The sequence below is a fragment of the Streptomyces sp. NPDC021212 genome, assembly GCF_044332925.1.
Taxonomy (GTDB): domain Bacteria; phylum Actinomycetota; class Actinomycetes; order Streptomycetales; family Streptomycetaceae; genus Streptomyces.
Window position 1 is genome coordinate 151,701 of sequence record NZ_JBIRPZ010000005.1, and the last position, 14,999, is coordinate 166,699.

The window sequence follows — 14,999 nt, forward strand, 5'->3', positions numbered from 1 at the left end:
CCGCTGGGGCTGGAGAAGGTGACGGTGGCGCCGCTGACCGGGACGCCGTTGCACAGCACGAGCGCCTGGAGGGTGGTGGGCTGACCCGCCGTGACCGCACCGGCCGGAGGCAGGAGCAGGACCGTGCACAGGCTCGTGGTGACCGGGACGAAGACGCACGCGGGGCAGGTCCCGGCAGCGGCTACGAAGGTGGCCGTCACCGACTGCCCCGACGTCAGCAGCACCCCGAGGTCGACCGGGGTCACGACGCCGTTGATCACGGGCGTCGATACCGTGCCCCCGCCGGGCAGGGTGTACTGGATCGTGCCGTTGATCGAGGCGGTGTCGCCGCCGCAGGTGAGGGTGGTGCTGGCCTGTGTGGTCGTGCCCACGGTGGTCAGGGTGGTCGAGATCGACCCGGCGGGTGCGGGGGTGATGGTGATCGGAACGACCTCGGTACCGGTGACCGTGACGCCGCTGGTGTACACCACGGTGACGGTCTGGGAGCCGGACCCCACGGCGGTGAAGGTGACCGGAGGGGTGGTTCCGTCAGCGGCGACGGTCGCGGACTGGGTCTGGCCGTCGTAGGTGAAGGTGGCGGTGTTTCCGGCGCTGACGCCCGCCGGGATGGAGGTGACCTGGGCCGTGAACGTGGTACACGCCACGGGCGTGGGGGGAGTGAAAGCAACGGGCATGGTGCAGCCCCTTCGAGTCGGTGTGGCGCGGGGCTGCCACTCGCTGCCGGGGTGCCCAAGGGAACGGACCGGAGAACGTGAAACGATCTCTGTCCTGACCCCGACAGGGAGATGGGCACCCCGCAGTCGGTAGGACCAGTACAGCCACGTCCGGGACGGTTCACCACACTGAGTGCGGAAACCCACCCCTTTGGCTCAGAGAATGTTTGAAACGGCGGCTCACGATGAATGCTCTTGAGTCACCCCTGGCCTACGGCCAGGAAACGCAAACGGTGCCGACCGAGACTCGGCCAGCACCGCTTGCGTGTGGAGTGATTGTGTCCGAGGGGGTATCTGGACCAATACCCCACGGTTCACGCCCCTCACGACGGTGTTGGCTCCGGCATAGCGGCCGATTCGACACGCAAGGCGGTCTCCAGAGCACGGCTTTCACTGCCCAGCCCCTAGTAGTGCTTGGTCAGGTTTACTCGCCGGTGGCGTCTGCGCGGGCTGCTGCTGGACGGGCGGCGCAAGTCGGTGGAACCGGTGGCCGCCCGCCTGGGCGAGGACGGTAACCGGCAGGCCCTGGCGAACCTCATCACCACCAGTACACGCGGCTCGGACCCGCGGGACTCAAGGTCAGCCGACTCGTCCTCGGCACGATGTTCACGCGGGTCCGGCACCTCGGCCAACCGTTCCGGCAGGCCCGGGACCTCCTCGGGACCGGCCTGCGGATTCTCGCGCAGTTGGTCAAGGGCAGACGGGATTCAGAGATGGTGCGTCGGCAGGCACGGTCTTCCACTTGGATCACGCGGGTAGAGAACTCCATGATCTTGGAAGCCATGCCTGTCACGTTCCCGGAGCACCACTGAGCCGGCAGTTCGCCACGAACCGGGCATCACGCGACTACCCCGAAGCCCTGAGCCCATGAGGCCGGGGCCTTCTGATGGCAGGAGGCCCCGGCCTCTGTTGTAAACCCGGGGGTCAGGGGCGGTCGGCTGGGTGAGCGAGATCGTAGGGGCGCGGGTAGGGGCGCGGGTAGGGGCCGGGCTGGTAGGCGATGTAGCGGGCCGGGGTCGTGGGGTCGGCGGCCGCGGCGCGGTTGTTGAGGGCGGTGGGGTCGGTGTCGGGCCAGTGGCCGGTGGTGATGCGGTCTTCCAGGGTGTTGAGGGCGCCGAGGCGTTCGGCCGGGCTGAAGGCGCAGTGGCCGGGGTTGTCGACGTAAGGCCTGGCGCAGCAGGGCACCGGAGCCGGCTGCGGTCACGGTGCGGTGGTAGGCGTTCTCGACCTGCACCGGCAGAGTCGGATCGCCGATGGTGTGGATGTCCATCTGGGGCTTGGTCAGCTTGCCGGTGAGGGCGCTGGTGGTGCTGGTCTCGGCCAGGGCAGCGGGGTTCTCACTGATCCGGGGGGGGCGTGATTGAGGGTGGTGAGGTCGCCGGTCAGGGACAGGCCGGAGGGCTTGTAGAGCTCGCCCACTTCCTTGGCCACGGAGGACTTCGCCAGCAGCGCGGCGAAGTGCACCCCGGTGGCCCAGGAGGGGTTTCCGCCCGCTCGGGCCTCGGCGTCCTGCCGACGTATGAAGGTGCGCTGCAGGAAGCCCAGGACCGCCGAGTACTGGTTGGCCTCCTGGGTGGCCCAGTCGGTGGGTGCGGGGCGGGACTGGTTCGCGGAGTTCCACACCGGGATGTTGTGCAGGGCTGCGGCGAGGGCGATCCGGGCCCGGCCTTCGGGGGTCGACTGCGCCTCGGTGACAGCGGCGCTCAAGGCGCTGGCGGCATCAGCGGCGGCCTGCGGGGAGGGCGGAGCAAGGGTGAGCGGGACAGGGGTGGGCTGCGACATCGGAGCCTCCGAGGGCCGGCGAGCTCGTCACCGAGCAGGACATGGTGCTCGCCCTGCCGCCCGGCAGCCTCCCGCCACCGGGCGGCGTCGTCCGCGTACCCGACCTGCTCGACCTCGAAATGGTCACCGGCGTCCGCGACATGGTGGTCGACATGCTGGCCGGGGCGGGCGTCGACAGCGCCACCGCGTTCACACCCGCCGTCGAGACCGAGTTGCGCGGATCCTCCCTCTACCTCGTCCTCGCCGGCGCCGCGGTCCTTCCCCTCACACTCGCCGAACTCGGGCGAGCCGGGGGAGTCGTCATCGTTCCCTTCGACCCACCCCAGAGCCGCCACTCGTACGTCCTGCGCCGCGCGGCAACCCTGTCCCCGGCAGCGCAGGCGCTGCACAGCCTGCTGCGCCGTGGGGACAACCGCAGCGCAGGGGCGGTGTGATCGCAAGAGCCGGAGCGACACCATGACAACCAGATCACCGCCGCGCACTGTCCGGGCTCCTCGGCCTGGTGACCGACATTCGACGGCCGGATCGCCCTGGAGGCCAGGCGGCTGCTCGCGCACACCGACGAGCCGGTGGCGACCATCGCGCGCCGCCTCGGCTTCCCCGAGCCCACCAACTTCGGCAAGTTCTTCACCGTCACACCGGTACGCCCCCGGCGCGTTCCGGCTCGCCCACCAGGGCCGGTAGCCGAGTCGGACCCGCCGTTCGGCCGGTGAGGCATGATCGGTCGGCGGATGGAAGCAGCTACGGGAAGGGGCGTCAGGACCGTGGACGAGCATGCGGAGATCTCGACGTCGAGCGACGCCGCGAACAACGCGCTGATCCTGGCCTTCGGGCGCTTGCAGGGGGCCGCGAACCGGCTGGAGTACATCCTGGGGCGGGCTCTGGAGGTGGAGTGCGGTATCAGCCATCTGATGTTCGAGGTGCTGCTCATCCTGGGCAGGGCGGGGGAGCCGGGGCTGTCGATGCGGGCCGTCGCCCAGGAGCAGGTCCTCACGACAGGTGGCGCCACGCGTCTGGTGGACCGTATGGAGGCGGTCGGCCTGGTCGAACGCGTCGAGGATCCTGGTGACCGGCGCGGGCGGCTGGTGCGCCTGACGCCGCTCGGCGAGGAGACCACGGTCTCCGCGTCCCGGGTCCATGTCGAGAACATCAGGCGCTACTTCCTGGCGCCCCTCCCGGTGGAGGACCGGCACCGGTTCGCCGAAGACCTTCGCATCCTGAGCCACACGGCACGGGACACACTGCCCCGGCTTCCCTGAGGGTCGTGGGCCGTCCCGTAGGAGCCCCTCCCCGCATGCGTCGCCGCACCGACCGGCGACGACCTCCAAGCCGCGCGGCACGTCATTGACCTGCGCCCTCGCGTCATGGGCCACGTCAACCTGGCTGTCGGCCCGCTCCCGGCGATCTCCCCCGCGCGGACAGCGACCCCAAGGCGAGATGCGTTCGGATGGTCACAAGCTTGGTCACTCCTTGACTCCAGGCTCCTGCTGGATTCATGAGCTGTGCCGACCCGTGGACGAGGATGAATCGCCTGACAGTCGGCTTAGGAATATCTGACTAGTCAGATACTGTTGTGCTCGGTGAACCGCTCGCACCAGGCGAGTACCCCCCGATGCCGAGGTTCTCGATGCAGCTCGTCTACGCCTTCGACGCCTACTGCGGCTGGTCGCACGGGTTCTCCCCCACCCTGCGCGAGGCCGTCTCCCGCCACCCGGACATACCGGTGGAAGTCATCTCCGGCGGCCTGTTCACCGGCTCGCGCCGGGTCCCGATCCGCGAGTTCGGCTACGTTCAGGGAGCCAACGCCCGGATCGCCGAGCTCACCGGCGCCGAGTTCGGCGAGGTATACGACCGACTGATCGCCGACGGCTCGTTCGTGATGGACTCCGAGGCCGCCGCGCGCGGCGTCGCCGCCCTGCGCCGGGTGGCCCCCGACCGGGCGGCCGAGCTGGCCGGCGCCCTCCAGCGGGCCTTCTACGTCGACGGCCTCAGCCTGTCCGAGTCCGCCACGTACCGGAAGATCGCCGAAGAGGCGGGCTTTGACGCCGACGCTGTCGTTTCCGCCTTCGAGTCCCCCGAGGCGTACGACGCGGCGGCGGACGACTTCCGCCGCTGCGCCGAGCTGGGCGTCACCGGCTTCCCCACCCTGCTCGCCGTCGACGGTGGCCGCGTCGCCGTCCTGGCCCGCGGCCACGCCACCGCCGACGAAGTCGACCGGCGACTCGCCGCCCTCTCCTGACTGTGCAATCCCCATCCCCGCAAGGAGCACCAACCATGAGCAGCACCCTCTCCTTCACGATCTTCGACCTGAACTTCCCGGCCGGATCCAGGAACAAGACGGCCACCCTCGTCACCGGCGAGAGCGAGGCCCTGCTGGTGGACGCGGCCTTCACCCGCGCCGACGGCCACCGCCTGGCCGCGGAGATCCTCGACTCCGGCAAGACGCTGACCACCGTCTTCGTCTCGCACGGCGACCCCGACTTCTACTTCGGCGCCGAGGTGATCGCCGACGCCTTCCCCGAGGCGAGGTTCGTCGCCACCCCGATCGTCATCGAGCACATCAAGCACTCCTACGAGGGCAAGCTCAAGGCGTGGGAGGCCCTCGGCCCGAACCTGCCCACGCGCCTGGTCGACCTGGAGCCGCTGACCGGCGACCTCACCCTGGAGGGCCACCGCTTCGAGCTCAGGGGCGGCCCGGCCGGCCTGCCCGACCGCCACTACCTGTGGCAGGCCGAGCACCGTGCCCTGCTCGGCGGTGTCCTTCTCTTCCAGCAGGAGCACGTCTGGGTCGCCGACACCCCCACCCCCGGCGACCGCGCCGCCTGGATCGACCTGCTCGACGAGATGGCCGCCCTCGACCCGGAACTGGTCGTCCCCGGTCACCGCCTCCCCGGCACCGCGGCCGACGGCTCCGCCATCACCGCCACCCGCGACTACCTGATCGCCTTCGAGGAGGAGCTGGGCAAGGCCGCCGACGGTGCCGCGCTGAACGACGCCCTGGTCAAGCGCTTCCCGGACAACGGCATGCTGATCGCCGCCCAGATCGGCTCGAAGGTCGCCAAGGGCGAGATGAAGTGGGGCTGACCATGAGCGAGTTCGCCTCGTCGACGGCTCCCGCCGACGTCGTCCGCCGCCAGTACCTGGCCTCGGCCGCCGGCGACCTGGACGCCCTGCGCGCCACCCTCGCCCCCGACGTGGAGTGGACGGAGATGGCCGGCTTCCCGCTGGCCGGGACCTATCGCACGCCCGAGGGCGTCACCTCGAACGTCATGGAGCAGCTCGGCAAGGAGTGGGACGGGTGGGCCGCCCACGACGACACCTACGTCGTCGACGGCGAGAACGTCATCGTCCTCGCCCGTTACACCGCGACCAACAAGGCCACGGGCAAGCCGATCGACGTCCGGGTCGCGCACCACTTCGTCGTACGGGGCGGACTCATCGTCCGCTTCGAACAGTTCGTCGACACGGCGCTCGTCCGCGACGCCATGAACGACTGACCCTCCCACTACTTGAGGACAGCTCAGATGAACCCCACTGTCGTTCTCGTGCACGGAGCGATGCACACCCCGTGGATCTTCGAACCCCTGCGTGAGCGGCTCAGCGCCCGCGGCATCGCCTCCCTAGCCGTCCAACTGCCCAGCAGCGGGCCCGACAGCGCGGCCACCCAGGGGCTGGTCGAGGACGTCAAGGTGGTGCGCGCCGCTGTCGCGGCTGTCGACGGACCTGTGGTGCTCGCCGCGCACTCCTACGGCGGAGTGCCGGCGACCTGGGCTGCCGCCGAATCGGGCCAGGTCGCGGAGCTCGTCTACATCGCCGCCTTCGCCCTGGAAGCGGGCACCTCGATGATGGAGTGGATGGGCGGCGACTTCCCGCCCACCTGGAACCACTCGCCCGACGGCCTGGCCGTCAAGGCGGGAGACGCCGAGGAGTCCATCTTCAGCGGTGTCGACCCCACCCTGACAGCCGAGGCCGTCGAACGCCTCAACTGGCAGGGCATGCGCGCCTTCACCGAGAAGCTGGGTGCTGCGCCGACCGACGTTCCCCTGACGTACGTCGTGGCCACCGAGGATCCGGCACTGCCGCCCGCGGTACAGGAACAGTGGGCCGCGCGTGCCGCACACAGTGTTCGTGTTCCCTCCGGACACTCCCCGCACCTGTCCCATACCGACGAGGTAGCCGACGCTCTCGCCAAGGCCGTCGCGCGGGCCTCGTCCAACAGGTCCTAGCTGTATTGATCACGAGCGTTGTTGACACGCGCAGGGCTTGATCATGGCGAAGACCTCCGGCGTGGTGGAGCTGTCTAGGACTGCACCGCACGGAGGTCTTCGTGTCCCACCGTAATGCCCGGCTGACCGTTCACGGCAGGCGGCTTCTCGTCGAACGTGTCGGCGCATGTCGCCCCGTTGCGCATGTCGCGGCGGAGATGGGCGTTTCGCGGGCCCACCTCTCACAAGTGAGTCCGCCGCTGGCGCACAGAGGGCGAGCCGGGCCTGCACGATCGCTCCAGCCAGCCGCGGACGACACCCCATCGCACGCCCGCGATGGTGGAGGCCCGCATGTGTCGGCTGCGTCAGGCCCGCAAGCTCGGCCCGGCCCGCATCGGTCCCCTTCTGGGCCTCCACACGTACAACCACGAGACAGAGCCCCTGCGGCGTGCCCTGGCCGAGTGCGACCGCAAGCTCGCCCGGCATCGCGCCGCCCTCGAAGCCGGAGCCAACCCCACACTCGTGGCCACGTGGAGCCGGGAAGTCCAAGCCGAGAGCGCCACGAGCGCCGCCAAACTGGCACAGGCCGAGAACCAGTCGGAGGCCCACCCATGGATGAGCCCAGAGGAGATCCGCGGCCTGGTCGACACCCTCGGCGGGCTCCTGTCCGTGCTGCGCCGGGCCGACCCCGCGGACAAGGCCGAGGTCAACCGGCAACTTGGGCTGCATCTGACCTACGACCATGAAACGCAAACGGTGCTGGCCGAGACTCGGCCAGCACCGGTGGGCGTACTGTATGTGTCCGAGGGGGGACTTGAACCCCCACGCCCGATAAAGGGCACTAGCACCTCAAGCTAGCGCGTCTGCCATTCCGCCACCCGGACCAGGTGTCTGCCGTCCGGCCCGCGGCCGTTCCGACGTGGAAAACCATAGCAAACATCAGAGCGTGCTCGATCACGCGGACGACGGCGCCCGGCGGCCCGCCGGGTGTCCGCCGCGGTGCCCGTCGCGGTGCCCGTTGCGGTGGCCGTCGCTGTGACGGGAGCATGACGGGGGTATTGCGGCCTTGGGCTGCGGCGTCGGGAGGGGCAGGATGGCTGGATAGCCCCGTGGCGGGCCGGTCCGGGTGGGCGCGGTCCGGGGGCAGGGAACGATGAGGAGGCAGCGTGAGTGAGTCGCAAGCGGGCGGGACGAAAGCCGGAACGGTCAGCGGCGAGGACGAGGTCGTCGATCTGTGCCGTGATCTGATCCGGATCGATACCAGCAATTACGGCCCCGACCACTCCGGCCCGGGCGAGCGGGCCGCTGCCGAGTACGTCGCCGAGAAGCTCGCCGAGGTGGGGCTCGAACCGCAGATCTTCGAATCGCGCAAGGGCCGGGCCTCGACGGTGGCCCGCATCGAGGGCGAGGACCCGTCCCGCCCCGCGCTGCTCATCCACGGCCACACCGACGTCGTACCGGCCAATGCCGAGGACTGGACCCATCACCCCTTCTCCGGCGAGATCGCCGACGGCTGCGTCTGGGGCCGGGGCGCGGTGGACATGAAGGACATGGACGCCATGACGCTCGCCGTCGTACGGGAGCGGCTGCGTACCGGCCGCAAGCCCCCGCGCGACATCGTGCTCGCCTTCCTCGCCGACGAGGAGGCCGGCGGGGTGTTCGGGGCGCGGCACCTGGTCAACGAGCACCCGGAGCTGTTCGAGGGCGTGACGGAGGCGATCGGCGAGGTCGGCGGCTTCTCCTTCAACGTCAACGAGGACCTGCGGCTGTACCTCATCGAGACCGCCCAGAAGGGCATGCACTGGATGCGGCTCACGGTGGACGGCACCGCGGGCCACGGCTCGATGACCAACAACGACAACGCCATCACCGAACTGTCGGAGGCGGTCGGGCGGCTCGGGCGGCACAAGTTCCCGATCCGGGTGACCAAGACCGTACGGTCCTTCCTGGACGAGCTGTCCGACGCGCTCGGCACCCCGCTCGACCCGGAGAACATGGACGAGACGCTGGCCAAGCTCGGCGGGATCGCGAAACTCATCGGGGCGACGCTGCAGAACACCGCCGCGCCGACCATGCTCGGCGCCGGCTACAAGGTCAACGTGATCCCGGGGCAGGCGACGGCCCATGTGGACGGCCGCTTCCTGCCGGGGCTGGAGGACGAGTTCCTGGCCGACCTCGACCGCATCCTCGGCCCGCGGGTCAAGCGCGAGGACGTGCACGCGGACAAGGCCCTGGAGACGAGCTTCGACGGGGCGCTGGTCGACGCCATGCAGACCGCGCTGAAGGCCGAGGACCCGATCGCGCGCGCCGTGCCGTACTGCCTCTCCGGCGGTACGGACGCCAAGTCCTTCGACGACCTCGGCATCCGCTGCTTCGGCTTCGCGCCGCTGCAGCTGCCCCCGGAGCTGGACTTCGCCGGGATGTTCCACGGCGTGGACGAGCGGGTTCCGGTGGACGGGCTGAAGTTCGGCGTGCGGGTCCTCGACCGGTTCCTCGACGCGTGCTGAGCCCTGCCCGGATGGCCTAATCGATCACACATACCGAATGCATCACAAAGGGTGAATGCTGTCGTAGCTTGATAGCTTGATTGCTCCCTCCTCGTTACATGGGGTGTGCGGCCCGTGACCGGGCCGCGATGCCGAAGAGGGGGCGGGACGAAGAACCCCGGCCTTCGGCGACTACCGCATCGATCACGTGACGTTGAGTCACGGTCCACCGGAACGTGATCCCGGCGGGCCCGGAGTGTGCGCCACGCCACTCCGGGGCCGACCGGGCATGGGGGTGCGGGCGACACCGCCCGCACGCGTTCCGGCCGGGCCACAGGCAGGGGAGCGAAGAGTTATGCGACAGGTTGCGAAAAAGGGCCTGATCACCGTAGCGGCGGCGAGCGGCGTTCTGGCCGTGACCGGGGGCTACGCACACGCCGATTCGGGGGCGAACGGCAGCGCCGGGTCCTCGCCCGGGGTCGTGTCGGGCAACAACATCCAGGTGCCGGTGCATGTGCCGGTGCACCTGTGCGGAAACACCGTGAACGTCCTCGGGTTCCTCAACGACGCCCGGTGCGGCAGCGGCGCGCAGCAGGGATCCGGCAGCTCGGGCAGCTCCGGTAACTCCGGCAGTTCGTCTTCCAGCGGCTCCCAGGCGGGGGACTCCTCCGCCCAGGGCAGCAGCCAGAACTCGCCGGGGATCGGCTCCGGCAACAACGTCCAGGTTCCGGTGCACGTCCCGGTCAATGTGTGCGGGAACGGCATCGGTGTGATCGCTGCCGGGAACAGCAGCGGGGGCGACTGCGGCATGGTCGAAGCCGTACCGGGCAAGCCCGGCAACCCGGGGAACCCCGGCAACCCTGGTAACCCGGGGAACCCTGGTAACCCCGGCAACCCGGGAAACCCCGGGAACCCCGGCACCCCGGGGAATCCCGGCACCCCCGGGAACCCTGGCACCCCGGGCAACCCCGGTAACCCGGGTCAGCCCGGTACCCCCGGCAACCAGGGCCAGCCGAACAAGCCGGGAGATGACACCCCCGGCGACAACGGTGGCAAGGGCAACCACGGGAACGGGCACGGCCAGGCCGGATCGCACGGCGCCGACCCGGCCGCGAACCTCGGCGGTTCCCACCTCACCGGCAGCGAGCAGCTCGCCCACACCGGTGCCGGATCGATGGAACTGGCCATTCCGGCTGCCGCGGGCATGCTGCTCGCGGGCACGGTGCTCTACCGCCGGGCGCGCGTCGCCCGGCGCTGACCCCGCATAGCCTGTCCACACCGTCTGACCTGGTCCGATCCGGTCGGACCGCAGCGGGCCCCGCCTCGTGCGGGGCCCGCTGCGCGTCACCAGGTGGCGCGGAGCTGGCGGATGATGCGACGCCGCAGCCGTACTCTTCGGCTGCCGTCGGGGTTGAGTCTCAGTCGATCCAACTCCCAGTGTCCGTATTCGGCATGGTCGGTGAGCAGGCGGGTAGTGGCGTTGCGGGACACCCCGCGTGGCACATACACATCGCAGAATTCGTATTCCGGCATCGCATCTATTGTGCGGGAACTGCCCTGGTACGGATAGCGTCTGCACTATGTCTGATGCTGCGCAGCCATCCGCTGCCGAGGTACGCGCCGCCGCCGAAGCGGTGAAAGTCGCACTGGACCGTCACCTCGACGCCGTCGAACGCCGGTCGGGGGAAGGCGACCCGGCCGTCTACGCCGCATTCAACGAACTGGCGGCGGCAGCCGAGGCCTACGACGAAATGCTCTACGACGCCTACGACGAAGTCACGCCCTTCGAGATCCCGGGCGACGACAGCCTGCCCGCCTATGCGGGGCCGGACGAACCCAGTGCGCTCAGCGTGCTGATCCGCCGGGACTACGCGGTGGTCGAACCGCAGCGGCTGCTGTCGCAGGCACAGCGCATCGTCGACCTGGATCCGGACCTCGATACCGGGGGTGGCCGCCTGGGCGGCGGGACGGCCGGCGCCGGTGAGAGCGTCCATGCCGCACTCGGAGTGGTGTTCGGCGAGTTCGAACCGGACGAGATCGCCTCCCGGCACAAGGAATTCGGCCTGGAGGAGGGCGACTCGACCCTCTGGGTCTCGGCCCTCGAAGAGTCCGCCGAACCGGGCGAGTGGCTGTCCGCGCCGTTCGACCAGGCCGATCCGGAACAGATCGTGTGCCGTTTCGACGTCAGCTCGGTCTTCGACGAGGAGCTGGACGACGAGGACGAGGACGAGGACGATCTCGAGGTGCTGGGCCCGGGGAGCTGAACCCGGCCGAACGCCGCACCCCGGGCCCTCCGGCCGCGCACCCCCGCGGCCCGAGGGCCCGTATCGCCCGTGCCGCCCGTCACCCCGTGGGCGGCGCCTGGGTCCGGAGCAGGGACCGCAGACGGGTGGTGCGGTCCTTGAACGGGATCTCCGCGACCGCCCGTGGCAGCGCGGCCTCCACGCCGTGCACCACGGAAAGATGCCGCTCACCCCGGCCGAAGGCGGTGTAGATCCAGGCCCGGGTCAGCCCGGCGCCCGCGTCCCCCGGCAGCACCACGACCGCCGCGGGCCAGCGCATTCCGGCCGCCTGATGTGCGGTGAGGGCCCAGCCGTGCCGCACCAGGTCGCCGACCTGCTCACGGGGCACCACCACCGGCGCACCCGCGCAGTCCAGCCGCAGCCCCTCGGCGTCCGCCGACACCACGGTGCCCGGGAGGGCACGGCCCGGCGCCGGGGTGTAGGCGACGCGGTCGCCGGGGTCGAAACCGGCGAACCGGCCGGGGCCGGGGTTCAGCCGCTCCTTCAGCGCGGCGTTGAGGGCACGCGTCCCGGCCGCGCCACCATGGCCCGGCGTGATCACCTGCGTCTGCTCCGACGCCACGCCGATCGCGCGCGGCACCGAATCCGCGACCAGCTGCACGGTGCGGTGCACGGCCTCGCCCGCGTCGCGCACGGGGACGATCACGACCTCCTTGCCCGGCGCCTCCACCTGGTTCAGCTCCCCGATGCCGATGCCCGAGACCAGCTCGCCGATCGGCCCCGGGTCGGGCGTACGGGAGACCACCTGCGGGCAACGGCGGGCCGCCAGCAGATCCGCGAACACCCGGCCTGGCCCGGCCGACCACAGCACGCCCGGGTCCCCGCTCAGCACCAGCCGGGCGCCGTCCGGCAGGGACTCGACGAGCACGGCCGCCGCCTCCACGTCCAGCTGGGGCGCGTCCAGCACGGCGATCAGGTCGAGCGCCAGCGCGCCGTCCTCGTCGCGCCCAGGGCCCTCGCCGCCGGAGAGCAGCCCGGCGACGGTGACGGCCGCGTCGGCGCCGACCTCCGCGGCCAGCCGCCGCCTGCCGTCCTCGCTGTGCGCGGCGGCGCACACCCGCAGACCCATGGACCGCGCGGCGGCGACCAGCGCCGCCGGTTCGGCGCGGGCCGCCTCGCCGCCGCTGTGCGTGACCAGGCCGTGCGCGGCGACGGTACGGATCAGCTCCGCGGCGGAGGGGGACGGGGCGGCGCTCGCGGCCGCCTCCCAGTCCGGCTCGTCCTTGTGCGCATCGGCGAACGTGGTGATCAGCCGGGCGAACCCGTCGGCCAGGCTCTCCTCCGCGAGCGCGTAACGGTCGAGCCCCAGCAGCACCCGCACCGGCTGCTCGGCGTCCTCGTCGTCGGACGGCGCGGGCCGGGCGCCCGCGGGCACCTCCAGGGCGTCCTGGAAGACCAGCACCCCGCCGCCCGCGATCGCCGCCCGCAGCGCCTCGTCCGGGTCGGGTACGGACACCTTGGCGAGCGCGGCGCGCAGCGCGGAGGACTCCAGCGCGGTGTGCCCTTCGAGCGCGGCGCGCTCCAGCAGCCAGCCGGTGAGCGCCTGCGAACGGCGCTTGTCGTCCGGCCCGCACTCCGGCCCCAGCAGGGCGCGGGCGAACCCGTCGGCCTGATCGGGGCGCACCCCGGGCACGGCGAGCAACTGCCAGGGGTCCTCGCGCAGCGCCTCGGCGGCGCGCTCGCCGAGCGTCTCGGCGACCGCCACGGCCAGCGCCTCGGGCGCCCCGCCCGCCGCCAGTACCTCCCGGACTCCGGCGACCCCGGCCGCCGCGGGACGCGCCGGTTGCGGAACGGGGGCCGGGGCGGCCGCGGCACGGGCCGCTTCGGGCGCGGGGGCGGGTCGTGGCCGGGCGGGCGCCGGACGGGGCTCGTTGAAGAACGAGGCCGCCGACCGCTCGCCACTCTCGACGGCCCGCACGGCGGCAGCCAACGCCTCGGCCGCGGCGGACCGCCCGCCCTTGCCGCCACCGCCCGCCGATGGCTGCCCGGGGGAGTCCCCCGCAGTCGAGCCCCCTGGCGCGGCGGCGCCGGTCCCCGTCGGCTCGGTGCGCGCGTCGGTCCCGGTGGCCTCGGGATCCGCCCCGGCGGCGGCACTCCCGGCGTCGGGCTGTGCGGCCTCTGCCGCGGTGCGCTCCGCAGGCGGCTGCCCGGAGGTGTCCGCCGCCGGGCCCTCCGCCCCGGCGGCGCCGGGGACCGTTGCCTCGGCGCGTGCGTCGGTCCCGCTGGCGTCGGCCGGAGCCGAACCCCACGGCGCGTCGGCGGAGTCTGACGCGCCGTCGGCGGCGTCGGACGCGTCGGCGGGTGTGGGTGCCGCCCCGCCGGGGGCGGGGGTGCCCGCACCCGCAGGCGTCGGGGCGTCGGTGGGCGCGGCGTGGTCCGCGCTCGCCCCGGTGGCCTCCTCGGGCGGGGGGTCGCCGGCGAGGTGGTCGGTCGTCACAGCGTGCTCCAGTCCTGATCGGGATAGCGGTGCACGGGCGTCGACACATCGTCGAGCGCCTGGCAGATCTCGTCCGGAAGATTAAGGGCTTCCACCGACAGCGCAGCGCGCAACTGCTGGGCGTTGCGCGCGCCCACGATGGGCGCGGTCACGCCCGGGCGGTCGCGCACCCAGGCGAGGGCGACATGCAGGGCGCTGGTGGCCAGGCCGTCGGCGGCTATGGCGACGGCGTCGACGATCCGGCTCGCCTCCTCGTCGAGGTACGGGGCGACGAAGGCGGCGAGTTCGGAGGCGCCGCGGGAGTCGGCGGGCGTCATGTGGCGGTACTTTCCGGTCAGTACGCCACGACCCAGCGGCGAGGAGGGCAGCAGCCCGATGCCGAGGTCGAGGGCGGCGGGCAGCACCTCGCGCTCGATGCCGCGCTGGAGCAGCGAGTACTCCATCTGGGTGCTGGCGAGCCGGGTGTGGGCACCGGACGAGGCCAGCTGCCAGGTGGCGGCCTTGGCGAGCTGCCAGCCGCAGAAGTTGGACACGCCGACATACCGCGCCCGCCCGCTGCTGACCGCTATGTCGAGCGCCTGCAGGGTCTCCTCGAGCGGGGTGACGGGGTCGAAGGCGTGCACCTGCCACAGGTCGACGTGGTCCGTGCCGAGCCGCTCCAGCGAGGCGTCCAGGGCCGCCAGGAGATGGCCGCGGGAGCCGTCGAAGCGGCGGTCCGGGTCCGGGACGCTGCCCGCCTTGGTGGCGATCTGCAGATCGCGCCGCGGCACCAGCCCCTCCAGCAGCCGCCCGAGCAGATATTCCGCCTCCCCGTCCGCGTACACGTCGGCGGTGTCGACCAGCGTCCCGCCCGCCTCCCAGAACGCCTTGAGCTGGTCCGCCGCTTCGTGTTCGCCGGTGTCCCGCCCCCAAGTGAGCGTGCCGAGGCCGAGCCGGGATACGCGCAGGCCGGTGCGGCCCAGGTGCCTTAGCTCCATGTACATCGCTCCATGAACATCGAGATTACTGGCCGGAAAGCTGACCGTGTCAGCCTGTGGATAACCCACCCCTGACGTACCGGGGGTCCGCGCGCT

The 14,999-nt window shown here is 71.6% G+C and carries 13 protein-coding genes, 1 tRNA gene and 5 pseudogenes; 12 read left to right on the forward strand and 7 right to left on the reverse strand.

The window, feature by feature from the left end:
* A pseudogene (locus ACH4SI_RS15335) lies at window positions 1-644 on the reverse strand (hypothetical protein); the annotation flags it as partial.
* A 510-nt stretch (window positions 645-1,154) separates the two neighbouring features.
* Between ACH4SI_RS15335 and ACH4SI_RS15340 the strand changes: the two are divergent.
* Window positions 1,155-1,262 (forward strand): annotated as a pseudogene (locus ACH4SI_RS15340) (transposase); the annotation flags it as partial.
* A gap of 375 nt (window positions 1,263-1,637) precedes the next feature.
* Here ACH4SI_RS15340 and ACH4SI_RS15345 read toward each other — a convergent pair.
* Together ACH4SI_RS15345 and ACH4SI_RS15350 are read right to left on the reverse strand one after the other, a co-directional pair.
* Window positions 1,638-1,898 (reverse strand): hypothetical protein, encoded by a 261-nt coding sequence (locus ACH4SI_RS15345; protein ID WP_398296187.1) that lies wholly within the window; start codon window positions 1,896-1,898, stop codon window positions 1,638-1,640.
* A 96-nt stretch (window positions 1,899-1,994) separates the two neighbouring features.
* Window positions 1,995-2,495: a hypothetical protein gene (locus ACH4SI_RS15350; RefSeq protein WP_398296188.1), complete on the reverse strand. Its 501-nt coding sequence runs from the start codon at window positions 2,493-2,495 to the stop codon at window positions 1,995-1,997.
* Between the two features lie 32 nt (window positions 2,496-2,527).
* On the opposite strand from ACH4SI_RS15350, the pseudogene ACH4SI_RS15355 reads away from it, so the two are divergent.
* The 8 genes and pseudogenes from ACH4SI_RS15355 to ACH4SI_RS15390 all read left to right on the forward strand — a co-directional run.
* Window positions 2,528-2,929 (forward strand): annotated as a pseudogene (locus ACH4SI_RS15355) (LysR substrate-binding domain-containing protein); the annotation flags it as partial.
* Window positions 2,930-3,010: 81 nt separating this feature from the next.
* A pseudogene (locus ACH4SI_RS15360) lies at window positions 3,011-3,179 on the forward strand (helix-turn-helix domain-containing protein); the annotation flags it as partial.
* Between the two features lie 80 nt (window positions 3,180-3,259).
* A complete protein-coding gene (locus ACH4SI_RS15365; protein ID WP_398296189.1) occupies window positions 3,260-3,754 on the forward strand; it encodes a MarR family winged helix-turn-helix transcriptional regulator in 495 nt (164 codons plus the stop codon).
* 368 nt (window positions 3,755-4,122) lie between these two features.
* Complete coding sequence (locus ACH4SI_RS15370) at window positions 4,123-4,734, forward strand: DsbA family protein (RefSeq protein WP_398296190.1); 612 nt, start codon at window positions 4,123-4,125, stop codon at window positions 4,732-4,734.
* Window positions 4,735-4,769: 35 nt separating this feature from the next.
* Entirely contained in the window at window positions 4,770-5,579 is an 810-nt protein-coding gene (locus ACH4SI_RS15375) for an MBL fold metallo-hydrolase (protein ID WP_398296191.1), read from the forward strand.
* Between the two features lie 2 nt (window positions 5,580-5,581).
* Window positions 5,582-5,992, forward strand: coding sequence for a nuclear transport factor 2 family protein (locus ACH4SI_RS15380; protein ID WP_398296192.1), 411 nt, complete (start codon window positions 5,582-5,584; stop codon window positions 5,990-5,992).
* A gap of 27 nt (window positions 5,993-6,019) precedes the next feature.
* Window positions 6,020-6,721, forward strand: coding sequence for an alpha/beta fold hydrolase (locus tag ACH4SI_RS15385; RefSeq protein WP_398296193.1), 702 nt, complete (start codon window positions 6,020-6,022; stop codon window positions 6,719-6,721).
* A 101-nt stretch (window positions 6,722-6,822) separates the two neighbouring features.
* Window positions 6,823-7,114: pseudogene (locus ACH4SI_RS15390) on the forward strand (leucine zipper domain-containing protein); the annotation flags it as partial.
* A 385-nt stretch (window positions 7,115-7,499) separates the two neighbouring features.
* Here the strand turns inward: ACH4SI_RS15390 and ACH4SI_RS15395 are convergent.
* Window positions 7,500-7,584 (reverse strand) — tRNA-Leu (locus ACH4SI_RS15395).
* A gap of 282 nt (window positions 7,585-7,866) precedes the next feature.
* On the opposite strand from ACH4SI_RS15395, the gene ACH4SI_RS15400 reads away from it, so the two are divergent.
* Window positions 7,867-9,207 (forward strand): M20/M25/M40 family metallo-hydrolase, encoded by a 1,341-nt coding sequence (locus ACH4SI_RS15400; RefSeq protein WP_398296194.1) that lies wholly within the window; start codon window positions 7,867-7,869, stop codon window positions 9,205-9,207.
* Window positions 9,208-9,541: 334 nt separating this feature from the next.
* On the forward strand, window positions 9,542-10,444 hold the full coding sequence (locus ACH4SI_RS15405) for a chaplin (RefSeq protein ID WP_398296195.1): 903 nt from the start codon (window positions 9,542-9,544) through the stop codon (window positions 10,442-10,444).
* Window positions 10,445-10,530: 86 nt separating this feature from the next.
* On the opposite strand, the gene ACH4SI_RS15410 is transcribed toward ACH4SI_RS15405, so the two are convergent.
* Entirely contained in the window at window positions 10,531-10,719 is a 189-nt protein-coding gene (locus ACH4SI_RS15410; protein ID WP_079152252.1) for a DUF5703 family protein, read from the reverse strand.
* A gap of 47 nt (window positions 10,720-10,766) precedes the next feature.
* On the opposite strand from ACH4SI_RS15410, the gene ACH4SI_RS15415 reads away from it, so the two are divergent.
* Window positions 10,767-11,450 (forward strand): hypothetical protein, encoded by a 684-nt coding sequence (locus ACH4SI_RS15415; protein ID WP_398296196.1) that lies wholly within the window; start codon window positions 10,767-10,769, stop codon window positions 11,448-11,450.
* Between the two features lie 79 nt (window positions 11,451-11,529).
* On the opposite strand, the gene ACH4SI_RS15420 is transcribed toward ACH4SI_RS15415, so the two are convergent.
* Together ACH4SI_RS15420 and ACH4SI_RS15425 are read right to left on the reverse strand one after the other, a co-directional pair.
* Window positions 11,530-13,926 carry a helix-hairpin-helix domain-containing protein gene (locus tag ACH4SI_RS15420; protein ID WP_398296197.1) on the reverse strand — a complete coding sequence of 799 codons (2,397 nt, stop codon included), beginning with the start codon at window positions 13,924-13,926 and terminating at the stop codon, window positions 11,530-11,532.
* The gene (locus ACH4SI_RS15425; RefSeq protein WP_398296198.1) at window positions 13,923-14,903 is read right to left on the reverse strand and encodes an aldo/keto reductase; all 981 of its coding nucleotides are present in this window, start codon (window positions 14,901-14,903) and stop codon (window positions 13,923-13,925) included. The genes ACH4SI_RS15420 and ACH4SI_RS15425 overlap by 4 nt, the downstream gene beginning before the upstream one ends.
* Between the last annotated feature and the right edge of the window lie 96 nt (window positions 14,904-14,999).